Origin of the sequence: Aeromonas sp. R5-4, assembly GCF_040908215.1 — a bacterium.
GTDB classification, from domain to species: domain Bacteria; phylum Pseudomonadota; class Gammaproteobacteria; order Enterobacterales; family Aeromonadaceae; genus Aeromonas; species Aeromonas veronii.
The window spans coordinates 210,444-231,529 of record NZ_JBFODG010000001.1 but is presented as its reverse complement, the minus strand read 5'-3'; the positions used below and the strand labels follow the sequence as shown (position 1 = coordinate 231,529).

Sequence of the window (21,086 nt, the reverse complement as noted above, 5' to 3'; positions counted from 1 at the left end):
GAATCAGCGGGACTTCAGAGTTCGCACCAACTGGTCGTTTAACCATGGTCCGGGTTGTCGATGGCATGCTGGTCGGCAGCCATGCTGCGAAAGGTTTGATGTGATGGGAGAGATGGCCGGGAGGCTGCTGGCGCGACTGCAACAGCGTGAGCGCAGCGACCTCCTCTATATTGTCTGGCTCTGCTGGGGGGCAGCCTTGCTGCTCTACGTGCTGGGGTCGCCCTGTTTTCTGTGGCCAGTGGCGCCGATGCCGCTGGTTCTGCTTGTGTGGTTTGTGGAGAGAGTACGGATGTTTGGAAGAAACAAAGGTGGTGCGGCTACTGGGTCGGCCGGGGCCACTGTGATTGCAGCCGGTGCCCGCTTCAAGGGCGAGTTGCAGGTGGAGGGGGATCTGGAGGTGCGCGGTCAGATCAATGGCACCATCCAGCTCATCGGTGGTGTGCTGCGCATCATGCAGGGCGGCAGTGTTGAGGGAGAGGTGAGTGCGCCCCACGTGATCATCAATGGTCTGCTGGAAGGCACCTGTACCTCCGCCGAGGTGGAGATCCTGGAGAGCGGCAAGATGCAGGGGATCTTCAAGGGGGGCAGTCTCTCCATCTGCAAAGGCGGCAACTTTGTTGGCCAGTCCCAGCCCACCGTGGCCGGCAAGGCCGATCCCGTGTTGCAAGCCTTGTCTGAAAACAGTTCGTCCGGGAGCAAGCAGCCGGAGAGCAAGAACAATGTGAAAAAGCTGCCGCACGAGCCGAAAGGCAAGCCGACCGAGGAGCTGGCCAAGCAGGCGTGATGCCGTTTGCCAGTAGTGCAGATAACGGTTGTTAAGGAAAACAGAGAGGGGGCCACGATGGCCCCCTCTGCATTTCCCCGTTACCCGTTAGCTGCGGCGCGGCGGCAGCATATTGGTGAGGGTGTTGTCTTTGAGAATATGGTGGTGATAGAGGGCCGCCACCGTGTGCAGGCCGATCAGGGCGTAACCGATATTACCCAGCGTCTCGTGCACCTCCTTGATCAGCCCCTTGAGATCCGGACTGGGGGAGAGCAGGGCAGGCAGCTCAAGCCCGAAGAAGGGGATGGGCTTGCCCGCGGCGCTCAGCAGCAGCCAGCCAAACAGCGGGGTGAGAATCAGAAAACCGTAGAGGGCGAGGTGGGCCAGTTTTGCCAGCTTGTGCATGATCGGGGAGAGCTCGGGCACGATACGCGGCGTCGGGCTCATCCAGCGCAGGGCCAGTCTGACAAAGACCAGGGCGAAGATAAGCAGCCCCAGCATAAAGTGCCACTCCTTCATCAAATCACGGCCAGGGTCCCCTTTAGGGAAAATATCGCGAAATTCGATCAGGGCGTAGACGGCGATCATGGCCCACAGGGTCAGCCAGTGCAGCCCGATATTCAGGGTGCCATAACGTTGTTCACTGTTCATCAGCATAGGTTTGTTCCTTCGAAGTGCTGTCACATCCGTTTGGCATCCCCGCACTCAAACGTGTCGGGGCGAGGCCAGATCCTTTGGCGGCAATAGCAGAGCTACAATGCTTGCCATACATTGATAGCCTGCCGCTGGCATCAGTCAGAGAGGAGATGCCCTCTGCTGTCTGCATGGTATCACTGGCAACCGGGTGGATAGTCTGATCAATGCCACACAATTTACAGGCTTATTAAGCCCCTTGTGACGTGAAGAAGGCGTGAAATAGCATCAGTGATGTCGGCCCGCCAAGGTTCAGGCGGGCTCGATAGCCAGCACCACGCAATCTGGCTCGCTGATGCGAAAACGGACATTGCAGTCAAACAGCCGCACCCCGTACTCCTTCTCATCGGGCTTGCCCTTCTTGTAGGCGGGGCGCGGATCTTGCGCCAGCACTTCGCTTACCAGCTGGCGCAGCTCGGGGTGAGCCTTGAGCCAAGGTTGCAACTGCTGCTCTGCCTCGGCACTGAAGCTCACCGCCAGCGGCGGGGTGGGCGCGTCGGGGGCAAAACCACCACGGGCATCCGGCAGGCTGTCGGCATAGGGAATATAGGGTTTGATATCGACGATGGGGGTGCCATCGAGCAGATCCACCGCTCCCAGCTCCAGCCACAGCTTGCCACGCTCGCGACCGACCCCGTGCAGCTCGACCACCGAGAGCCCTAGCGGATTGGGGCGGAAGGTGGAGCGAGTGGCAAAGACGCCGACCCGCTCGTTGCCGCCAAGGCGCGGCGGGCGCACCGTCGGGTGCCAGCCCTGCGCCATGGTCTGATGAAAGACGAAGCTGAGCCACAGATGGGAGAACTGCTCGATGCCGCGCAGCACATCCGGCTGATCGTAAGGGGGGAGCAGCTCGAGGCGGGCGCGGGCCGATTTGACCAGTCCGGGCTGGCGGGGGATGGCGAACTTCTCCTTGTAGGGAGAGCGGATGATCCCGAGGGTGTCGATTTCGAACTTCATGGCGGATCCTGACTGAAAACCCCGGCAATTTAGCACAGGCGGCCCCAAAACGCAGGCTTGGCCTCACTACGCCCTTTTCTGCGGCGCAGCCGTGATCCCTGTCCCATCCCGGTCAGTCGGGGGCTGTGCCCGCACGCCGAGTTGCGTAGGGTGGAGGCATTGGCGTGTCAGGATGAAATATGCGCACTCGCGCCGGAGGGGGAGGGAGAGGGATGAAACTGCTGATTATCGGTGGCACCGGCTTTTTGGGGCGCCACCTTACCGCGCTGGCACTGGATTGGGGCCATGAAGTGACTCTGTTCAACCGTGGCCTGCACCAGCATCCGGACTGGCGCGATCTGGTGCAGCTCACCGGCGACAGGGACAAGAGCCTGAGCGCCCTGCAAGGGGCCGGGTTGCAGTGGGATCTCGTCATCGATACCTGCTGCTATCGCCCCGAGCAGGCGGCAAGCCTCTCGGCCGCCTTGCTCGGGCGCTGCGCGCGGCTGATCTTTATCTCCACCATCAGCGTCTATCGCGATTTCTCACTGCCCGGAATGGATGAGTCGGCGCCGCTGCATGCTAGCCCCGAAGGGGAAATGCCCACTGACTATGGCCCGCTCAAGGTGTTGTGCGAGCAGGAGTATCGCGCCCGCTGGGGTGAGCGGCTTTGCATCCTGCGCCCGGGCGTGTTGTGCGGCCCCCATGATCCTACCGGGCGCATGGCCTGGTGGATTAAGCGGGTACAGCAGGGCGGGCCCTGGTTGCTGCCGGGCAGTGGCGAGGATCGCTTGCAGTATCTCGATGTGCGCGACTGTGCCGAGTTTGTGCTGCGGGCCGCCGAGCAGCAGTTGGGGGGCACATTCAACTTGCTCAAATCCGGTATTACCCTGAGTGACTGGCTGGAGCGGCTGAGCGCCCGGTTGCAGCCCGCCCGCCCCATCCAGCCCGAGTGGTTGCCCTGGTCGACCCTGATGGCGGCCGGAATTGAGCCCTGGCAGAGCTATCCCACCCTGCTGCCCTGCGCGCAGGCGGAGTTTGCCGGTTACGGCTCTATAAGCGCCGAGGCGGCCATCGTGAAGGGGTTGAACTTCCGGCCGCTGGAGGAGACCTCCGCCGACCTTGCCAATTGGCTGGCCATCGAGCCTGCCGCCGGGGTAGCGGCGAATGCCATGACTCAGGCCGAGGAGACTTCGCTGCGGCAGCAGTTGCTGGAGCCCAGTCTGCAATAGGAGAGGGTGCATCGAGCGGCTGCAGCCGAAAATTGCTGCGCTAGCGCGAACACAACGAGAGAGGGCATCCCGCGGGATGCCCTCTCTGTCTATCCAATGTCTGATGGTTGCCGAATACAGGCTGACGCGATTCCCCATCACATTGCTGTCGCTCACCGAGTTAGCGAATGGTGGCCCCCGCGGCTACCAGCAGCTCTTTCAAAATGGTGCGATGGCAGCGGGACTCCTGCTCGCAGTAACAGCCCACCGACAGGTTGGTGGTATGAGAGAGGGCGGCCAGTAGCGCCAGATCATGCCTGGCGGCAGGTTGCGCCATCTCGGCCTTGTACTGTTTGCCAAACGCCGCCCATTGGGCGGGTGTCTCGGCTGCCAGCCCCAGCTTCATGGTCTCGCTGCTGGGGGCCAGGTTGGGAAACCAGACATCGTACCAATGCTGGCTGGCAAATTCGCTCTTGGGTACGCCGCGGGGCGGGCGGCGCACCGTGCCGATCCGCAGCCCCTCATCGGGCAGGCGCGGGCTGCCAAGGCGAACGATAGCGAGGGCCATGACAGCGAGTTACTTCTCTTCGGCCACTTTCAGTGCCTGCCCGTAGCAGATCACCTGTTTCAGGCAGCCCGGGGTGTCGCTGAACTCGGCACACTTGTCGATGGTGACGCCGTTGCCACCCATGTCGGCTGCGCGGCGGCGGGCCAGGGTGCGCGCTTCACCGGCGTTGGGCACCGGCTGGTTGGCATCGGCCTGGCAGGATTCACCCTCGATGGTGCCGAGGTAGAGGTAGTTGAGGTCAGCCAGCTCATCTTGTTCATAGATGCGCACGCTACCGGGTTTGAAGTATTCGTCGAAGTTCTCTTTATCCAGATTGCTGTTGAAGGCGTAGTTGGCACAGCCGGAGGCAATCAGGGGCATCATCAGGATCAGGCGTTTCATCGTCTCGTATCTTGTGTCGGTGATGAGGACAGTAGAAATGCGCAGGCGCTCCATGTCGGCATCTTGTTGAATAATGAGGGGGACATTATAGGGGCCAGCCGCCTGCGGCGACCAGCCCCGTTTTGCGCCCGGTTGTCAGGGTGTGACCCCCATCAGCCTGATATCAAACCGGAGCCAGTCGCTGATAGAGGCTGCGGTAGTAATCATCCGCCAGCAGCTCGTTGTGAGGGGCGCAGAGGCGGATCTGTCCCTCTTCCATCAGGGCAATCCGGTCCATCTGCTCCATCCCCAGCATACGGTGGGAGATGAGCAGCAAGGTGCGATCAGCCCCGAGCCGGAACAGCAGATCCATGATCTCCCGCTCGGTCTGGCTGTCGAGCCCTTCGGTCGGTTCGTCCAGCAGCCAGAGCGGCGCATCGTGCAGCAGGGCGCGGGCGATGCCGATACGGCGACGCTCACCACCTGAGAGGGGGCGGCCGCCGTCACCGAGCCAGGCGTCAAGGCCCGCCTCATCTTCCAGCAGATTGGCCAGTCCGACCTGAGTCAGTACCGCAATCAGCTGCTCGTCAGTGGCGGTCGGGGCGGCCAGTTTGAGGTTGCCCCGCAAGGTATCGGCAAACAGATGCACCCGCTGGCTCACCACCGAGATGGAGGCGCGCAGCGCCCCTTCGCTGTAGTCGGTGAGCGGCTTGCCACCCAGCAGGATCTTGCCAGCCTGCGGGCTCCACTCACGGGTCAGCAGCCCCATCAGGGTCGATTTGCCGCAGCCGGTCTGGCCCAGCAGCGCCAGCTTCTCACCGGCGTGCAGCTGCAGGGTGCAGCCACGCAGCACCGGCTGGGGGTTGCCGGGGTAGCCAAAATAGAGGTCATTGATCTGCAGCGCGCCAGCGGTGGCGTGGGTCTGTTCGTCGCCCCACACGGGGGCTTTTGCCTCTTGCAGGATCTCGTTCAGGCGGCGTGCCGAGGTGAGGCTGGTGGAGAGGTGCTGGAAAGCACCCGCCAGTGGCATCAGTGCCTCGAAGCTTGCCAGGGTGGCAAAGACCATCAGTGCGGTAATGGGGTCGGGCGCAGCGCCCGCTACTCCATGACCGGCCAGCCAGAGCATCAGGGTCAGGGTCCAGCCGCTCAGCAGTTGCACCGAGAAGTTGGCCAGCCCGCTTACCTTGGCCATGCGGGCCTGCGCGGCGAGCAGCGCCTGCTCGGCTTGTTGCAGCTCAACCAGCGCCTTGGGGGCGGCGGCAAACATCTGCAGTTCGGCCTGACCATCCAGATAGTCCACCATCCGGGTACGCAGGGTCGATTTTTCGGCAATCAGCGCCTGACCGGGGCGACGGCCGAGGAAGTAGAACACCAGCGGCAGGGCGATCATGCCAAACAGCAGAATGGCACCCAGGGTGAGGGCGAGGCGACTGTCGAAAAACGACAGGAAGAAGACCAGTCCGGCGGTGCTGAGCAGGGCCGCGCCTATGGGGGTGATCAGCCGCAGATAGACGTGGTCCATCGCATCGATGTCGGCCACCAGCCGGTTGAGCAGATCCGCCTGACGGAAACCGGCCAGAGTACCGGTGGAGAGCGGCGAGAGTTTCTGCCAGAACCAGACCCGTAGTCGGGTCAGTACCCGGAAGGTGGCGTCGTGGCTCACGACCCGCTCACCCCAGCGACCGGCTGTGCGGACGATGGAGAAGAAGCGCACCCCGCCCGCGGGGGTCATGTAGTTAAAGGCATGGGTCGTCGCAACGGTCATCCCCGCCACGGCGGCGGCGGAGAGGAACCAGCCGGAGAGGGAGAGCAGCCCCATGCCGGCGGCCAGGGTCACCAGCGCCAGCAGCAAACCAATGGTGAGGCTGAGCCAGTGTTGGCGATAGAGGCGCAGAAACGGCAACAGATCACTCATCGAGAGAACCTCCGGAACGTTGGGAGAGCAGGCGGGCAAAAAGCCCCTGCCCAGAACTAAGTTGCTGGAAGCTGCCTTGCTCCACCAGCTGGCCGCGGGCCAGCACCATTATCTTGTCCATCTTGGTAAGCTGGTCGAGGCGGTGGGTGATCATCAGCAGGGTCTGGCCAGCCATCGCCTGCTCAAGGGTGCTCATGATGGCGCGTTCGGAGTGGCGATCCAGACTGGCGGTCGGTTCATCGAGCACCATCAGCTGGGTTGATTTGAGCAGGGTGCGCGCCAGGGCGAGGCGCTGGGCCTGACCGACCGAGAGGCCGCCAGCCTGATCGCCGACCGGATAGTCGAGCCCCTTTTCCATGGCAAATTCCCACGCCTGCGCCTGTTTCAGGGCATCTTCCAGCTCGGCATCGCTGGCCGTTGGCTTGGCCAGCAGCAGGTTGTCGCGCAAGGAGGCGTGGAACAGCTGCGGGTTTTGCGAGAGCCAGCCCAGTTGCAGGCGCCATTGGCTCATGTCAAGGGTGGCAAGCTCCTGCCCGTTGACCTTGAGCTCGCCACGATAGGGAGCAAAGCCGAGCAGGGCGTTGACCAGCGAGCTCTTGCCTGCGCCGCTGACGCCGATGAGGGCGGTGCGCGAACCGGCTTCCAAAGTGAAGTCGATGGGGCCGACCAGCACCTTGCCTTCGGCGCTCAGCACTTCAAGGGCTTTGGCTTCTACCTTGACCGGGCTGTCGGCATGGAACGGCGCTGTGCCTGCGGCCGGCTCGCTCACCTCGGCTTCGAGGAATTCAAGCAGCTGCTCGGCAGCGCCGATAGCCTGCGCCTTGGCGTGGTAGTGGGCACCCAGTTCTCGCAGCGGGGCGTAGAACTCGGGAGCGAGAAACAGCACGAACAGGCCGGTAAAGAGGGTGACCTTGACCCCATAGCTACCAAAGTTCAGATGGTCGATATAAGAGAAGCCGAAGTAGACTGCGACCAGCGCTACCGAGATGGCGGCGAAGAACTCCAGCACGGCGGTGCTCAAAAACGCCAGGCGCAGCACTTCCATGGTGCGCTCGCGAAAATCTTCCGAGGCGTCGCGAATGGCGTCACCTTCAGCCTGGGTACGCATAAAGAGTTGCAGGGTGCGCAGCCCCTTCAGCCGATCGAGGAAATGGCCGGAGAGACGTGCCAGCGCCTGAAAGTTGCGGCGGTTGGCATCGGCGGCGCCCACACCCACCAGGATCATAAAGATGGGGATGAGGGGGGCAGTGCCCAGCAGGATCAGGCCCGCCGCCCAGTTGACCGGGAATACAGCCACCAGAATGACCACCGGAATAAAGACGGCGATGGCCATCTGTGGCAGATAGCGGGAGAAGAAATCCTGCATGTTTTCAATCTGTTCCAGCAACAGGCTGGCCCAGCTACCGGCCGGACGGCGCTGGATATAGGCAGGGCCGAGACGGCTCAAGCGCGTGAGCACCAGCTGGCGGATGGTCTGGCGCACCGCGCTGCCCGCCTTGAAACTGGCCACTTCCCGGCCGTAGGCCAGCGCGGCCTTGCCGAGGGTCACCAGCAGCAGGGTAATAAAGAGCGTGATGGATTGCTCAGGCGTTGAGCCTTCGATGATAAAGCCGTGCAACAGGGTCGCCAGCAGCCAGGCTTGCGCCACCATAAGAATGCCCTGGCCAAGGCCAAAAGCGATGGATATCGTGATCCAGCGGCGACCGTGACTCGATTGCTTGCGCAACCAGCCATAGAGACGTTTTTGTGTTTTTTTATCCATTACCACCATCCTCGCGTCGAGTGGCGCAAGACTATCCTTGCCGTTTGGCCTTGGCAACCTTGTAAATTATCTGTGTTGAAAATGTTTGATTGAAAAAGCAACCGTCTGTTCAATCCTTGTCCGAACAGATTGATTTATTGAAAAAAGTGGCAAAGGCGCCATTGCGCTCGGCGGCAAAATGCATATAGTAGGAGCCCTGACGCGGGTGTAGTTCAATGGTAGAACGGTAGCTTCCCAAGCTGCATACGTGGGTTCGATTCCCATCACCCGCTCCAAATTTCAGATGCCAGGCGGGCATCGTATAATGGCTATTACCTCAGCCTTCCAAGCTGATGATGCGGGTTCGATTCCCGCTGCCCGCTCCAGCTTCAACGCAAAAAGCCCACTCCTGCGAGTGGGCTTTTTGTTTTTCATCTATCCTGTGCGCCGTTCGACGTCACGCTCACGGTTTCTCAGCTTTAAGGCAAACCGCAGAGACAGAAAAGGCGCCCGAGGCGCCTTTTCAGATCAACAGCGTATTGGGAGCTTATTCCTGCTCCAGCTCACCACAGAAACGGTAGCCTTCGCCGTGGATGGTGGCGATGATCTCCGGAGTATCGTTGACGCTTTCGAAGTGCTTGCGAATGCGACGGATGGTCACGTCAACGGTACGGTCGTGGGGCTTGAGCTCACGGCCGGTCATCTTCTTCAGCAGTTCGGCACGGGTCTGGATCTGGCCCGGGTTTTCGCAGAAGTGCAGCATGGCGCGGAACTCGGAGCGCGGCAGCTTGAACATGTCGCCAGTGGGGCTGACCAGTGCGCGGCTGTTGATATCCAGCGCCCAGCCGTTGAACAGATAACGTTCAACCAGCTTTTTCTCTTCGCCACCGGCAGCCACGTTCATGGTGCGGCTCAGCAGGTTGCGGGCACGGATGGTCAGCTCGCGCGGGTTGAACGGCTTGGTGATGTAATCATCGGCGCCGATCTCCAGACCCAGGATCTTGTCCACTTCGTTGTCACGACCGGTCAGGAACATCAGGGCGATGTTGTCGTTCTCACGCAGCTCACGGGCCAGCAGCAGGCCGTTCTTGCCCGGCAGGTTGATGTCCATGATCACCAGATTGATGGTGTGGGAAGTGAGGGCCTGGTGCATTTCGTCGCCGTTGTTGGCTTCGAGCACGATGTAGCCTTCGGCTTCAAAAATGCTTTTCAGGGTATTGCGTGTGACCAGCTCGTCTTCGACGATCAGAATGTGTGGTGTTTGCATGAGTATTCCCAGATTCTTATCAGTTAATTATCTTAAATTTAACACTCTTTGGCGTTTCAAACCGATTTCCTGACTGATCCTGAAAATTTATTACGTCATCCTGGGTATGAGAGTCAGGTCGGAATATCGCGAATTAGGCATCAGTACCGGCAAGTATCCCTGTGCCACTTATAGGTTCCCGACAAGTCTGGTCGAGCAGAGCCTGGAAAGGTCGTCCATTACGAAAGTGGCCGCATTTTATCAGTTAACAGGAGCATAACAACACTCTTTGCCGTCAGATAGCAACTTTTTAACTCTGATTTGATATAGGTCAAACCCTGGTACAGCAGCATCATACTTGGCCTGAACCGGGTTTTCGCCCCTACAAAATGTAATGGAATGTAACATGTGATTGACATGAATTTGTGGGAAAACTACAAGAAAATCTGCTTTATCGCGCCATTTGAGCCACCAGATTGGTCTGCTTTTGCCATCATCACAGCCTGGAATCCGGCCAGCCAGTGGGTCACAGAACGACGCAATATACGGCGGGAACGGGCGCTGTGGCGCCATCTGACCGTGGATTTGCAGGTGCCCGTGGTGGGGCCATTTTGGGGATCTGACCCGGACGAACGCTGGCAGGAGTCATCGCTGGCGGTGGCGCTATCCCTGCCACAAGCCCGTCAGCTGGCTGCCCGTTTTGGCCAGAATGCTCTCTACTGGGTGGAGGATGGCCAGCTCTGGCTGACACCAGTATTGATGGATAAATCAGCAGTTTATCTGGGCAATATTGAATCCTTCTGGATTGCCAGAAACCTTGCCTGATGAAAGAATGAACACCTTCATGCATCTGAAAGGAATCAAATCATGCTGGATCTCCTGCCCGACCTCTGCGATCAACATGGCGACTTGCTGCAAGTGGCCGACCCGGTGTTTCAGGATTTTGGCGGCAAGGCCCTCTTTTATGGTCGCGCCGTAACGCTCTCCTGTTATGAAGACAACAGTCTGGTGCGGGATCTGGTGACCCGCCCCGGTCACGGCAAGGTGATGGTGATCGACGGCGGCGGCTCGCTGCGCCGTGCGCTGCTTGGCGATCAACTGGCGGTCAAGGCGGTGGAGCAGGGGTGGGAGGGGATCCTGATCCACGGCGCGGCGCGGGATGTGGGCACCCTGGCGACATTGGCGCTCGGGGTCAAGGCGCTGGCGGCCTGTCCGGTCAAGACCGAGAAGCGGGGATTGGGAGAGCTGGGGGCCGTGGTCAGCTTTGCCGGTGTGACCATCCACGAAGGGGATTACGTCTATGCGGATCGCAACGGCGTGGTGGTGAGCGCCACGCCGCTGATCTGATTCAGAAGTTGAAGCCGACTCCCAGGCTCATCGCCTGATCGGCAGTGATGGCGCTGACGCCGTAGTTGGCGGTGAGGGAGAGTCTGGGGGTCAGCAGCAGGCTGGAGTTGAGCTCCAGCAGCGTGCTGGCCTTGTTGAGATCGAGATGCTTGATCTGGCTGCCGATATTGAATGCCGGAGAGAGCTGGTAGCGTACCCCCGAACTCATATTGAAACCGGATGTGCGATTCTGATCCGCCACCGCCGGGCCCGCTTCCATAAAGAGGGTCACATCATCCACCACCGGATATTGATAGCCGCTATTGACCAGCCAGAGATCAAAATTGTCGCTGTGATGGCTATGGCCATTGAGCAGCACACCCGAGTAACTTTTGACATAGAGAGACGGGTTGGATTGCGGCTGAACCACTGCCCAGTCGGCGGCCTGTGCGGCCATGCTGGCGCAGGTTGCAAGCAGTGTGATGATGAGTGATTTGACCATTCGTTTCCCCTCCCTGGGTCCGGAACTGAGCCTAAGCATGGCACATGCCAGCTGGTAGTAAAGTGAAGGGAGATCACAATAAAATCCTTTGGCATGGGCGCCAGCCATGATAAACAGGCTGCCGTATTGATGGCTCTAATCATTAAGAGGTGAATCCATGAACAAGAAACTGACTCTGCTGGCCGCGCTGGCACTGGGAGGCTGCGCAATGGCAACAGGTTCCAGCATGGCTCAACTGCAAGCATCCAGCTGGCAGCTGCAAGGCGCCACCGGCGATACCTTCACCCTGCAAGTGGTCGACGGCAAGGTGGCGGGCAAGGGCGGCTGCAACCGCTATTTTGGCGGTATCACCAAGCAGGGTGACGGTGTCTTGACGCTGGGCGCCATGGGCTCCACTCGCATGATGTGCATCGGCGACGCCATGAACAAAGAGACCGAGTTCCTGCAAAAGCTGGAGAAGGTGGAAACCTACTCCATCAACGGCAACCAGCTGACTCTGAGCGATGCCAACAAGGCGGCCCTGCTCACCTTTAACGCTGTGCCAGCAGCCAAATAAGGCACGCGTTCGTCTGATTGCCCCGACAGCTCTGACTGTCTGATACGCCCTCCGTCTGGAGGGCGTCTGTTTATCTGCGATGAACCCTGTGTGGTCGTCCGCTACTGTTGTTCACTCGTCGTCCCCCTTTCTGCCTGTTTGATGCCAGAACCTCATATCTTCGCTTCGGTACGCATCTTGATCATTTCAATAATTCTTGTATAGTTGAAATAAAGGTCGCACCAAGGGGAGTGAAGATGAACAAAGAGATGGCCACCAAGGTCTTTGAATCGCTGGCATCCGGCATCCGGCTCGATGTATGGCGGCTGCTGGTGAAGGCCGGGCTGGAGGGGCGGGTCGCCGGTGAACTGGCCAGCGAGCTCGATATTGCCCCCAATACCCTCTCGTTTCACCTCAAGGCGATGCTCAACACTGGTCTGCTGTCGGTGGAGCAGGAGGGGCGCTTTCTGCGCTACCGCGCCAATATTCCCCTGATGCTGGATGTGATCGCCTACCTCACCGAGGAGTGCTGCGCCGGTCATCCCGAGGCGTGCGGCGTGATGCGTGCCGAGTCAGCCTGCTCCCCCCATGTTCTGCCTGCGCAGCCCTGCTGCAACAAGGAGTAATGCCATGTCCTCCATTCAGATTTTTGATCCCGCCCTCTGCTGCTCCAGCGGTGTCTGCGGTACCGAGGTTGATCAGGCACTGGTCACCTTCGCAGCCGACCTTGCCTGGGCCAAGGAGCAGGGGGTGGCCATCGAGCGTTTCAATCTGGCCCAGCAGCCGATGCAGTTTGCCGAGACGCCTGCCGTCAGCGCTTTTCTGACCCATGCCGGGGAGGAGGGGTTGCCACTGGTGCTGGTGGCGGGGCAGGTGGTGTTGACCGGCCGTTACCCGAGCCGCAGCGAGCTGGCCCGTTATGCCGGGCTGCCTGCGCCACAAGCGGCCATCAAGGGGATCGTCAAGGGCGGCTGCTGCTCTGGCAGCGGTTGCTGCTGAGTCGTGACGCACCATTCGGGAGAGGCTATGTACCATTTTCTGACCAATCCACCGCCGTTTCTCTTTTTCACCGGCAAGGGCGGGGTGGGCAAGACCTCGCTGGCCTGCGCCAGTGCGGTGGCTCTCTGTGATATTGGCAAGCGGGTGCTGCTGGTGAGCACCGACCCTGCCTCCAACGTGGGACAGGTGTTTGCCACCGAGATCGGCAATCGCGTCACCACCATCGCCGCTGTGCCCGGTTTGTCGGCGCTGGAGATAGATCCCCCCGCGGCGGCCAAAGCTTATCGGGAGCGGATTGTCGGGCCGGTGCGCGGCAAGTTGCCCGAGAGCGTGGTGCGCAGCATCGAGGAGCAGCTCTCCGGCGCCTGCACCACCGAGATCGCCGCCTTTGACGAATTCACCGCGCTGCTGACCGACCAAACGCTGCTGGCCGAGTATGACCACATCGTCTTTGATACGGCGCCAACCGGCCACACCATCCGGCTGCTGCAACTGCCGGGCGCCTGGAGCGAATTTCTGGAGCAGGGCAAGGGGGATGCCTCCTGCCTTGGCCCGCTGGCGGGGCTGGAGAAGCAGCGCAGCCAGTATAGCGACGCGGTCGCCGCGCTGGCAGATGCTGCCCGCACCCGGCTGGTGCTGGTGGCGCGGGCCCAGCAATCCACTCTGCGGGAAGTGGCTCGCACCCACGAGGAGCTGGCCGCCATCGGTTTGCTGAACCAGCAACTGGTGATCAATGGCCTCTTCCCCGAAGGCGCTATTGCCGGAGATCCGCTGGCAATGGCGCTCTGGCAGCGTGAGCAACAGGCTCTTGTACAGATGCCGCAGGGGATAAAGGGGCTGGCGCAGGATCATATCCCGCTGCTGGCCACCAATCTGGTGGGGGTCGACAGTTTGCGGCTGTTGCTGCAATCAGAGGGAACAGCCGCTCAATTCTCGACAGTACAGTCCACTGTCAAGCAAGCCCAGCCCGAGTTGAGTTCGCTGGTGGACGAGCTGGCCGCCGACGGTCACGGCCTCATCATGCTGATGGGCAAGGGCGGGGTGGGCAAAACCACGCTTGCTGCTGCCGTGGCGGTGGAGCTGGCGAGCCGCGGCCTGCCGGTGCACCTCACCACCTCGGATCCCGCCGCGCACCTGAGCGAGACGCTTGCAGGTAGCTTGCCCCATCTGGAGGTGAGCCGCATCGACCCCCACGCCGAGACCGAGCGTTACCGCGCCCAGGTGCTGGCCACCAAGGGGGCAGCCCTGGACGAGCAGGGGCGAGCACTGCTGGAGGAGGATTTGCGCTCCCCTTGTACCGAGGAGATTGCCGTGTTTCAGGCCTTCTCGCGCATCATTCGCGAGGCGGGCAAGCACTTCGTGGTGATGGATACCGCCCCAACCGGCCACACCCTGCTGCTGCTCGACGCCACCGGCGCCTACCACAGGGAGATCGCTCGCCAGATGGGAAACAAGGGGCTGCACTTCACCACCCCCATGATGCAGTTGCAGGACCCCAAGCAGACCAAGGTGTTGATTGTGACGCTGCCCGAGCCGACGCCAGTGCAGGAGGCGGCGAATCTGCAGGCCGATCTGCGCCGCGCCGGTATCGAGCCCTGGGGCTGGCTTATCAACCACAGCTTGCAGCAAGCCGCGGTCAGCTCACCGCTGCTGCAACTGCGGGCCGAGCGCCAGTTGCCCCATATCGAGGCGGTCGAGCAGCAACATGCCAGCCGCTTCGCCGTGGTGCCGCTGCTCGCCGAGGAGCCGGTGGGGCCCGATGCCCTGCGCCGCCTCTGCCAGCACCATTGAGTCGCCGCCCCGGTCTACTGCCGGGGCGGCTTGAATATGCCGTTACTTGTTATAACCCTTTGTTTTGAACCAATAGAAGATGCGGGATTGCGCCGCATCGGGAGCTGTGATGTCTGCAACATGTGATGCCAAGGCCGTGCCTGCCATCGGCTTTTTTGAACGTTATCTGACCGCCTGGGTCGCCCTCTGCATTCTGGTGGGGATTGGTCTCGGGCAGGGGTTGCCGGATCTCTTCAAGGCGATCGGAGCCATGGAGGTGGCCAAGGTCAACCTGCCGGTGGGGCTGCTGATCTGGGTGATGATCATCCCCATGCTGCTCAAGATCGATTTTGGCGCCCTGCATCAGGTGAAGGGGCACATGAAGGGCATTGGGGTCACCCTCTTTATCAACTGGCTGGTCAAGCCCTTCTCCATGGCCTTCCTCGGTTGGCTCTTTATCCGCGTGCTGTTTGCCGACTGGCTGCCGGCTGATCAGCTCGACAGTTACGTAGCGGGCCTGATCCTGCTGGCGGCGGCCCCCTGCACCGCCATGGTGTTTGTCTGGAGTCGCCTCACCAACGGCGATCCCTACTTCACCCTGTCGCAGGTGGCGGTGAACGACCTCATCATGGTGTTTGCTTTCGCCCCTCTGGTGGCGCTGCTGCTCGGGGTCTCCAGCATCATAGTGCCGTGGGATACCCTGCTCACCTCTGTGGTGCTCTATATCGTCATCCCGGTCATCATCGCCCAGCTGCTGCGCAAGGCTTTGCTGAAAAAGGGAGAGGCCCATTTTGACGGCGTTATGACCCGCATCCAGCCCTGGTCGGTGGCGGCCCTGCTGCTCACTCTGGTGCTGCTGTTTGCCTTTCAGGGCAACGCCATCATCGAGCAGCCGCTGGTTATCGCCCTGTTGGCGGTGCCCATTCTGATCCAGGTGCTGTTCAACTCGGGATTGGCTTACTGGCTCAACCGCAAGGTGGGGGAGAAGCACTCGGTCGCTTGTCCTTCCGCCCTGATCGGCGCCTCCAACTTTTTCGAGCTGGCGGTGGCCGCCGCCATCGGCCTGTTCGGCTTTCACTCCGGCGCGGCGCTCGCCACCGTGGTCGGCGTGTTGATCGAGGTGCCGGTCATGCTGCTGGTGGTGCGGGTGGTTAACGCCAGCAAACCCTGGTACGAAGCGGGGCTGAGCCGTTAACTGATGGCCGCTAACAGCTGGCCGCGAACTAGATGCTATCCATTTTCTATTCACTTGATTAATGAGAGACACGCAAATGAGTGCAATCACCATCTATCACAACCCGGAATGTGGTACCTCCCGCAACACTCTGGAGCTGATCCGCAACAGCGGCGTCGAGCCCACCGTGATCCACTATCTGGAGACGCCCCCCTCCCGTGACCAGCTGGTGGCGCTGATCGCCGCCATGGACATGCCGGTGCGCGATCTGCTGCGCAAGAACGTGCCCCCTTACGAGGCGCTCGGTCTGGCGGAAGATCGTTTCAGCGATGATGAGCTGGTCGATGCCATGCTGGCCCACCCCATCCTCATCAACCGCCCCATAGTGGTCACTCCCCTTGGCACCAGACTGTGCCGCCCGTCCGAGCGGGTGCTCGATATATTGCCCGATCAGCAAAAAGGGGCCTTCGCCAAGGAGGATGGCGAGCAGGTGGTGGACGCGAGCGGCAAGCGTCTCAAGTAATCATCTGAGTACTCAAGTACAGATTGAAACAGGGCCAGCGTCACGCTGGCCCTGTTTCGTTGTGTGAACAAGTTGAAAAAGTTATTCCGGCCAATCGTTTTACCGCTTTTTCTGTGACGATGATCACTGTACCATCGCCGCCCGACCTGCCACCCGGCCGCATCTCCCCCTGCGACGGCGCTGGCGTCACCCGATACATGCTGTCACCCGGAACGTGAATGACCCCAGGATGGGACCCGCCACTAACCTGTAGGTTTGTGGTCTGCGTGTCGCGTGGGTCGGCACCTCTCCCGCCGGATCGCCCGCGACGCCTGTCTGCAGACTTGCCATATGAAACTCCTCTCTTCATAGGTGCAAGATGACACTGTTATTGAGTCTGGTCGGTATGCTGGCCCTGATGTTTATCGCCTGGCTGGCGAGTGAAAACCGCCGAGCCATCCGCTGGCGAACCGTGCTGGGTGCGCTCGCCCTGCAAACCGGTTTTGCTGCCCTGGTGCTCTATTTCCCCCCCGGACAAATCATGCTCGGTGCCATGAGCAATGGCGTCTCCGCCCTGCTCGGCTTTGCCGACAGCGGCATCCGCTTCGTGTTTGGCGATCTGGCCAGCAACGGCTTTATCTTTGCCGTGCGGGTGCTGCCGCTGGTGATCTTTATCAGCGCGCTGATCGCCGTGCTCTACCACTTCGGCATCATGCAGTGGGTGATCCGGGTATTGGGCGGCGCCATTCACCGCCTGCTCGGCACCAGCCGCGCCGAATCCCTGGTGGCCACCGGCAACATCTTCCTGTCGCAAGGGGAGTCGCCGCTACTTATTCGCCCCTTCCTCGCCGGAATGACCCGCTCCGAGCTTTTTGCGGTGATGACCTGCGGCATGGCCTCGGTGGCGGGTTCGGTGCTGGGCGGTTACGCCGGTCTGGGTGTGGATCTGAAATACCTGATTGCCGCCTCCTTTATGGCGGCGCCGGGTGGCCTGCTGATGGCCAAACTGCTGGTGCCGGAGCAGCAGCAGGTGAGCGATCAGACCGAGATCACCCTCGACAAGAGTGACTACAGCAACGCCATCGACGCACTGGCGGGCGGCGCCATGGGCGGCATGAAGATCGCCGTGGCCATCGGCACCATCCTGCTCGCCTTTGTTAGCGTCATCACCATGATCAACGCCGGTCTCACCACCATAGGCGAGTGGTTCGGCTGGGCCGATCTCTCCTTGCAGCAGTTGCTTGGCTATCTGTTTGCCCCGGTGGCCTGGCTGATTGGCGTGCCGGCCAGTGAGATGATGGCGGCAGGATCCCTGATTGGTCAGAAGGTGATCATGAACGAGTTCGTCGCCTATCTGGACTTTGCCAATATCAAGGCAGACCTGAGTGCCCACACCCAGATCATCATCACCTTTGCCCTCTGCGGTTTCGCCAATCTGGGCTCCATTGCGGTGCAGCTCGGCTCCATCGGCACCATGGCACCGGAGCGCCGCCACGATGTGGCCAATATGGGCTTCAAGGCGGTGTTGGCGGCGACCCTGGCCAACCTGATGAGCGCCACCCTGGCCGGGATCTTTGTCTCCCTCTGATGAGATAAAGCCAGCCTGCGCCAGTAAAAAAGCGCCCGCCCCATCTGGGGCGGGCGCTTTGCTTTATGGGCAGGGTGCTAGCGAGCGTTCGCTTCCCCCAGTCGTGGGTTGAGGGAGAGAATGCGGGTCTTGCTGACCCGGTGGCGATAGATCTCCCGCAGATAGAGCAGCGCCTTTTTCACCGATTCGCGGCTGAGGCGAATATCGTTGATGGAGACGAACTTCTCTTTCTCGCGGATAAGCTCCCGATATTTCTTCTCATACATGGGCTTGATGGCGTACCAGTTGGTATCGAGGATCTTGGCCGGGTTCTCGAACTCGTTGAGCATGCTGTCGAGCAGTGTGTCGTTCCACTCCTCATTGCAGATCATCTCTATCACCGCCTTGTCCAGATGCTCATCGAAGCGATAGTGATCCTTGGCAAAGCAGCGCTTGATAAAGGCCACGATCAGGGTCAGGAAGTCATCGCTCAGGCAGGGGCTCTTGACGATCAGGGTGGTGAGAGAGATGTTGGCCGACGCCCCGATGACCAGCGCATAGCGCTTGAGGGTGGTATTGGGGAAGAGCCCGTTGAGGTGAGACTTGAGCCGGTTGAGATCCATATAGGAGAGCTTGTACTCCTTGGGCAGGGAGATGATCGACACCACAGAGGAGCAGTTCTTGAAGAAGTGCAGCTCGTTGAGGTGGGCCGGGTCATGGCCACTTTTCACATAGTCGTCCAGATACTCCCGATAATTGCCCGCCTCGATGGGCAGCAGACTGATCCCCTCGATGGCCTGAGTCATCTTGTTGAAGTGGGGCAGCTCGATGGAACGGGTGAAGAGATCGTCCACATTGAGCCCGTCCTCCTTGTCAAACAGGCCGCCGGGGGGCGAGATGGACTCGGCATACGCCACCGCCACCGGCCCCGCCAGACTCATAAAGAGGTCGTTGGCATCGAGTCGAATGGTCTCGCTGATGTCGATGCCCGCCCGGCGAAAGTAGTTCTCGTCGTAGTCGGTGGTGACGGCCTGGGCGGTAAGAATGTTGAAGATCTGCTGTGAGATGTACTGGTTGGCGTACTTCTCCATGGTGTTGACATCAACATGCTGGATCTCGCCATCGTCGCTCTCTTCGGCGTAGCGCATGATGTCGTTGGAGATCAGCATCATGGCATTCCAGGGCCTGATCCGCTTGAGCATGCTGGCATCGCACGCCTGCTCGTTGTCGAAGTGATAGGAGAAGTCCCACTCCTCGGCCAGGTATTTGCACAGCAAACGCCCCGCGTTGATGTGCAGCGCTTCCGAGATCTCGATACCCCGATCACAGATATTGGGCAGGATGCAGATGCCGCTGGTGAAGATGGGATCGAACATGAAGTGCTCCCCGAGGGAGAGGTGCTCCTCCTCTTCTGACGGGGGTGAAAAGGTCTTGCTCATGTAGGAGTACTGCTGGGCCAGCCCGAACTCGGAGGCCATGCCGGAGCCGGTGCCGCCCCCGGCACTGAAGATGTAGAAATAGAGGCGGGACTGGTTGGCCTTGATGCCGCAGGAGTCCACCAGATAGGTATGAATGGCCTGCCACTCGGAGTTGGCGAAGTAGTGGGGGCTCTTGTTGAGGATGATCTTGGCCAGATACTGGCCAAGGATGGGGGCGTTACCCGCGCCTCCCGCGTGGATCTCCGACAAGTCCATCACCCGCATCTTGGCGTAGTCGCGCAAGGAACCACCTTCGCCGCTGCGATTGGAGTGGCGGATGCGGCCATCGATGTCCTTGTCCAGATCCCCCAGCATCACCATGGGCTCGATCAGAAAGACCGGTCGAGCCCCGTTGTTTGGCAGCCGCAGATTGCGCCGGATCCAGCTCACCGGACCAAACTCCTTCTCCCGCTTGCGTTGCTCTTCACTGTTGAACTCATTGAGATAAAAGCTGCGGGCGTTGTAGACCAGCGAGGCCACATCCTGCGCGATGTTGGAGCCGCAGCGTCCCAGCCCCACCAGACAGACGGACGGAAAGTTGTGAGGTACGGTAGCGCCCGTTTCACTCTCTCCGATGGCGGCGGGAAACACCGCATGGCGCAGCTGTTCCAGATTGGCAAGAATGCGGGCCAGATCCCCTTCGGTGTAGTAGAGGTAACGGTTGCCTGCGTCCTGCTCATCATCCGTGCTGATAGGTAGCAGATCGATATGCTCGGTCATGAAAAAAGATCCCTCTTGGCGGCGAATGTATATAAATCAGCAGCTTTTCGACTGCCCGGTAACTCTAGATGATAAAAAGCGGGGGCGCGGTGAGAGGAGGGCGAGAGTTGTGACTGTGTGATCATGGGCACAGCAACACCCCCGGAAATCTGCCGGTACTCCTCACTTGGCGATAGCGCAGCATTTCCAGGGGCGTAGGGATGCGACTACTTCGAATGGGTGACGGGCTCTTCGGAGAGCAACTCGTTGACGAGTCCAACTGCTAAATGAATATTCGACTCCATCTTGTCGCCGTTCACCGCGTTCGCTTGCCATGATTCTGGGGCTTCGGGGTGTGGCCCGGAAACGGCCACCTTGCCTTTGCCGTATGAGCTGATCAGCGCGGCAATATGATGGTTTTGAAAATGGGCGACGACCTTGACCTGCTCGGGGCTTGGCACCGGCGTAAATTGCGGGCCGGCCTGGTAATACATCTGGCGCGCTTCACCAAGCCAGCTGATAGGGAAGATCCTGGCGCTAAAGTCGCCGTCATAATCATCGGATGTGGCAGGAACAAGGCCCAGCGCCGGCACAAAGCCCTCTTCTTCAGACCAGCCGGTGGATGCCACAAAGGCACCCCCACAGATCCCGAGGTAGCGGCCACCATTCTGCAAATAGGTTTTTAACGCCGAACGAGCGTCCGCGGTGAAGGCATTAAGTAGCGGCTCAACATCGTCCTCAGTGCCGCCAACGATAAACACCCTGGCATTATCGAGCTCTGCAGGCAGCGCCTCGAGATTGGAGAGATACCTCACTGGCAAGCCCACCTGCCTGACCACATCCGCAATCGCTCTGGTGCTATCCCCATCAGAAACCGGCCCGTTATAGATCAGCGCGTACGGCTCTTGCTGCAGCTGCGCAGAGGCGGCCTCTGCCATGCACCCTGTCATTAACCAAAGGCTGATAACGCTCGCAATCCGCACGACGCTTTTTGGTACATTCATCGCTGCCACTGTCCCTGTGATGTGAACCGAAGAGACTACTTATCACGATCCCGTTCTGCATGTCAGCCGCAGTTAAATGAACATTTCAAGTTAACGC

The 21,086-nt window shown here is 60.3% G+C and carries 21 protein-coding genes and 2 tRNA genes; 13 read left to right on the top strand and 10 right to left on the bottom strand.

Annotation, left to right across the window (positions count from 1 at the left end):
* Positions 1–103: 103 nt before the first annotated feature.
* Entirely contained in the window at positions 104–784 is a 681-nt protein-coding gene (locus AB5Y83_RS01015) for a polymer-forming cytoskeletal protein (RefSeq protein WP_368174538.1), read from the top strand.
* 87 nt (positions 785–871) lie between these two features.
* Here the strand turns inward: AB5Y83_RS01015 and AB5Y83_RS01010 are convergent, their stop codons facing one another.
* Both AB5Y83_RS01010 and tsaA read right to left on the bottom strand, forming a co-directional pair.
* Positions 872–1,420: a cytochrome b gene (locus tag AB5Y83_RS01010; RefSeq protein ID WP_005350133.1), complete on the bottom strand. Its 549-nt coding sequence runs from the start codon at positions 1,418–1,420 to the stop codon at positions 872–874.
* 288 nt (positions 1,421–1,708) lie between these two features.
* Positions 1,709–2,413 carry a tRNA (N6-threonylcarbamoyladenosine(37)-N6)-methyltransferase TrmO gene (gene tsaA / locus AB5Y83_RS01005; RefSeq protein ID WP_042081000.1) on the bottom strand — a complete coding sequence of 235 codons (705 nt, stop codon included), beginning with the start codon at positions 2,411–2,413 and terminating at the stop codon, positions 1,709–1,711.
* A 212-nt stretch (positions 2,414–2,625) separates the two neighbouring features.
* On the opposite strand from tsaA, the gene AB5Y83_RS01000 reads away from it, so the two are divergent.
* Positions 2,626–3,624, top strand: coding sequence for an NAD-dependent epimerase/dehydratase family protein (locus AB5Y83_RS01000; RefSeq protein WP_368174537.1), 999 nt, complete (start codon positions 2,626–2,628; stop codon positions 3,622–3,624).
* 160 nt (positions 3,625–3,784) lie between these two features.
* Here the strand turns inward: AB5Y83_RS01000 and AB5Y83_RS00995 are convergent, their stop codons facing one another.
* From AB5Y83_RS00995 to cydD, 4 genes are all read right to left on the bottom strand, one after another.
* Positions 3,785–4,171 carry a DUF488 domain-containing protein gene (locus AB5Y83_RS00995; protein WP_236368336.1) on the bottom strand — a complete coding sequence of 129 codons (387 nt, stop codon included), beginning with the start codon at positions 4,169–4,171 and terminating at the stop codon, positions 3,785–3,787.
* Positions 4,172–4,180: 9 nt separating this feature from the next.
* Positions 4,181–4,552, bottom strand: coding sequence for an Rcs stress response system protein RcsF (gene rcsF, locus AB5Y83_RS00990; protein WP_013723982.1), 372 nt, complete (start codon positions 4,550–4,552; stop codon positions 4,181–4,183).
* 163 nt (positions 4,553–4,715) lie between these two features.
* Positions 4,716–6,446 carry a cysteine/glutathione ABC transporter ATP-binding protein/permease CydC gene (cydC, locus tag AB5Y83_RS00985; protein ID WP_236368337.1) on the bottom strand — a complete coding sequence of 577 codons (1,731 nt, stop codon included), beginning with the start codon at positions 6,444–6,446 and terminating at the stop codon, positions 4,716–4,718.
* Positions 6,439–8,208, bottom strand: coding sequence for a cysteine/glutathione ABC transporter permease/ATP-binding protein CydD (gene cydD / locus AB5Y83_RS00980; RefSeq protein WP_019445628.1), 1,770 nt, complete (start codon positions 8,206–8,208; stop codon positions 6,439–6,441). Before cydD ends, cydC begins: the two co-directional genes overlap by 8 nt.
* 201 nt (positions 8,209–8,409) lie before the next feature.
* Between cydD and AB5Y83_RS00975 the strand changes: the two genes are divergently transcribed.
* Together AB5Y83_RS00975 and AB5Y83_RS00970 are read left to right on the top strand one after the other, a co-directional pair.
* Positions 8,410–8,483, top strand: a tRNA-Gly gene (locus AB5Y83_RS00975).
* A gap of 15 nt (positions 8,484–8,498) precedes the next feature.
* A tRNA-Gly gene (locus tag AB5Y83_RS00970) sits at positions 8,499–8,573 on the top strand.
* 161 nt (positions 8,574–8,734) lie between these two features.
* Here AB5Y83_RS00970 and arcA read toward each other — a convergent pair.
* Positions 8,735–9,454, bottom strand: a complete 720-nt coding sequence (gene arcA / locus AB5Y83_RS00965) for a two-component system response regulator ArcA (protein ID WP_005338193.1) — start codon at positions 9,452–9,454, stop codon at positions 8,735–8,737.
* A gap of 396 nt (positions 9,455–9,850) precedes the next feature.
* Between arcA and AB5Y83_RS00960 the strand changes: the two genes are divergently transcribed.
* Together AB5Y83_RS00960 and AB5Y83_RS00955 are read left to right on the top strand one after the other, a co-directional pair.
* On the top strand, positions 9,851–10,258 hold the full coding sequence (locus AB5Y83_RS00960; RefSeq protein WP_368174536.1) for a DUF3293 domain-containing protein: 408 nt from the start codon (positions 9,851–9,853) through the stop codon (positions 10,256–10,258).
* A 42-nt stretch (positions 10,259–10,300) separates the two neighbouring features.
* Positions 10,301–10,780, top strand: coding sequence for a putative 4-hydroxy-4-methyl-2-oxoglutarate aldolase (locus tag AB5Y83_RS00955; RefSeq protein ID WP_005338188.1), 480 nt, complete (start codon positions 10,301–10,303; stop codon positions 10,778–10,780).
* A gap of 1 nt (position 10,781) precedes the next feature.
* Here AB5Y83_RS00955 and AB5Y83_RS00950 read toward each other — a convergent pair whose 3' ends face one another.
* A complete protein-coding gene (locus AB5Y83_RS00950) occupies positions 10,782–11,261 on the bottom strand; it encodes a hypothetical protein (protein ID WP_368174535.1) in 480 nt (159 codons plus the stop codon).
* A gap of 157 nt (positions 11,262–11,418) precedes the next feature.
* On the opposite strand from AB5Y83_RS00950, the gene AB5Y83_RS00945 reads away from it, so the two are divergent.
* The 7 genes from AB5Y83_RS00945 (at position 11,419) to AB5Y83_RS00915 (ending at position 17,829) form a co-directional block, all read left to right on the top strand.
* Entirely contained in the window at positions 11,419–11,817 is a 399-nt protein-coding gene (locus tag AB5Y83_RS00945; protein WP_335843912.1) for an META domain-containing protein, read from the top strand.
* Positions 11,818–12,053: 236 nt separating this feature from the next.
* Positions 12,054–12,422, top strand: coding sequence for a helix-turn-helix transcriptional regulator (locus AB5Y83_RS00940; protein ID WP_005338181.1), 369 nt, complete (start codon positions 12,054–12,056; stop codon positions 12,420–12,422).
* Between the two features lie 4 nt (positions 12,423–12,426).
* Positions 12,427–12,795: an arsenite efflux transporter metallochaperone ArsD gene (gene arsD / locus AB5Y83_RS00935; protein WP_100654212.1), complete on the top strand. Its 369-nt coding sequence runs from the start codon at positions 12,427–12,429 to the stop codon at positions 12,793–12,795.
* Positions 12,796–12,822: 27 nt separating this feature from the next.
* Positions 12,823–14,586 (top strand): arsenical pump-driving ATPase, encoded by a 1,764-nt coding sequence (arsA, locus tag AB5Y83_RS00930; protein ID WP_368174534.1) that lies wholly within the window; start codon positions 12,823–12,825, stop codon positions 14,584–14,586.
* 109 nt (positions 14,587–14,695) lie between these two features.
* Entirely contained in the window at positions 14,696–15,760 is a 1,065-nt protein-coding gene (gene arsB / locus AB5Y83_RS00925) for an ACR3 family arsenite efflux transporter (protein WP_368174533.1), read from the top strand.
* Positions 15,761–15,836: 76 nt separating this feature from the next.
* Positions 15,837–16,262 carry a glutaredoxin-dependent arsenate reductase gene (arsC, locus tag AB5Y83_RS00920; RefSeq protein WP_368174532.1) on the top strand — a complete coding sequence of 142 codons (426 nt, stop codon included), beginning with the start codon at positions 15,837–15,839 and terminating at the stop codon, positions 16,260–16,262.
* Between the two features lie 358 nt (positions 16,263–16,620).
* Entirely contained in the window at positions 16,621–17,829 is a 1,209-nt protein-coding gene (locus tag AB5Y83_RS00915; RefSeq protein ID WP_139406085.1) for a NupC/NupG family nucleoside CNT transporter, read from the top strand.
* Positions 17,830–17,906: 77 nt separating this feature from the next.
* Here AB5Y83_RS00915 and AB5Y83_RS00910 read toward each other — a convergent pair whose 3' ends face one another.
* Together AB5Y83_RS00910 and AB5Y83_RS00905 are read right to left on the bottom strand one after the other, a co-directional pair.
* Positions 17,907–20,006, bottom strand: coding sequence for a hypothetical protein (locus AB5Y83_RS00910; protein ID WP_103251343.1), 2,100 nt, complete (start codon positions 20,004–20,006; stop codon positions 17,907–17,909).
* Between the two features lie 206 nt (positions 20,007–20,212).
* Positions 20,213–20,989 (bottom strand): BPL-N domain-containing protein, encoded by a 777-nt coding sequence (locus tag AB5Y83_RS00905; RefSeq protein ID WP_368174531.1) that lies wholly within the window; start codon positions 20,987–20,989, stop codon positions 20,213–20,215.
* Positions 20,990–21,086 lie beyond the last annotated feature (97 nt).

Coding starts and splice junctions, on each gene's coding strand:
- AB5Y83_RS00960 (WP_368174536.1), top strand. CDS start 9,851: ATGAATTTGTGGGAAAACTACAAGAAAATCTGCTTTATCGCGCCATTT.
- AB5Y83_RS01010 (WP_005350133.1), bottom strand. CDS start 1,420: ATGCTGATGAACAGTGAACAACGTTATGGCACCCTGAATATCGGGCTG.
- rcsF (WP_013723982.1), bottom strand. CDS start 4,552: ATGAAACGCCTGATCCTGATGATGCCCCTGATTGCCTCCGGCTGTGCC.
- cydC (WP_236368337.1), bottom strand. CDS start 6,446: ATGAGTGATCTGTTGCCGTTTCTGCGCCTCTATCGCCAACACTGGCTC.
- AB5Y83_RS00955 (WP_005338188.1), top strand. CDS start 10,301: ATGCTGGATCTCCTGCCCGACCTCTGCGATCAACATGGCGACTTGCTG.
- cydD (WP_019445628.1), bottom strand. CDS start 8,208: ATGGATAAAAAAACACAAAAACGTCTCTATGGCTGGTTGCGCAAGCAA.
- tsaA (WP_042081000.1), bottom strand. CDS start 2,413: ATGAAGTTCGAAATCGACACCCTCGGGATCATCCGCTCTCCCTACAAG.
- arcA (WP_005338193.1), bottom strand. CDS start 9,454: ATGCAAACACCACACATTCTGATCGTCGAAGACGAGCTGGTCACACGC.
- AB5Y83_RS00915 (WP_139406085.1), top strand. CDS start 16,621: ATGACACTGTTATTGAGTCTGGTCGGTATGCTGGCCCTGATGTTTATC.
- AB5Y83_RS00950 (WP_368174535.1), bottom strand. CDS start 11,261: ATGGTCAAATCACTCATCATCACACTGCTTGCAACCTGCGCCAGCATG.
- arsB (WP_368174533.1), top strand. CDS start 14,696: ATGTCTGCAACATGTGATGCCAAGGCCGTGCCTGCCATCGGCTTTTTT.
- arsC (WP_368174532.1), top strand. CDS start 15,837: ATGAGTGCAATCACCATCTATCACAACCCGGAATGTGGTACCTCCCGC.
- AB5Y83_RS00995 (WP_236368336.1), bottom strand. CDS start 4,171: ATGGCCCTCGCTATCGTTCGCCTTGGCAGCCCGCGCCTGCCCGATGAG.
- arsA (WP_368174534.1), top strand. CDS start 12,823: ATGTACCATTTTCTGACCAATCCACCGCCGTTTCTCTTTTTCACCGGC.
- AB5Y83_RS00945 (WP_335843912.1), top strand. CDS start 11,419: ATGAACAAGAAACTGACTCTGCTGGCCGCGCTGGCACTGGGAGGCTGC.
- AB5Y83_RS01015 (WP_368174538.1), top strand. CDS start 104: ATGGGAGAGATGGCCGGGAGGCTGCTGGCGCGACTGCAACAGCGTGAG.
- arsD (WP_100654212.1), top strand. CDS start 12,427: ATGTCCTCCATTCAGATTTTTGATCCCGCCCTCTGCTGCTCCAGCGGT.
- AB5Y83_RS00910 (WP_103251343.1), bottom strand. CDS start 20,006: ATGACCGAGCATATCGATCTGCTACCTATCAGCACGGATGATGAGCAG.
- AB5Y83_RS00940 (WP_005338181.1), top strand. CDS start 12,054: ATGAACAAAGAGATGGCCACCAAGGTCTTTGAATCGCTGGCATCCGGC.
- AB5Y83_RS01000 (WP_368174537.1), top strand. CDS start 2,626: ATGAAACTGCTGATTATCGGTGGCACCGGCTTTTTGGGGCGCCACCTT.
- AB5Y83_RS00905 (WP_368174531.1), bottom strand. CDS start 20,989: ATGAATGTACCAAAAAGCGTCGTGCGGATTGCGAGCGTTATCAGCCTT.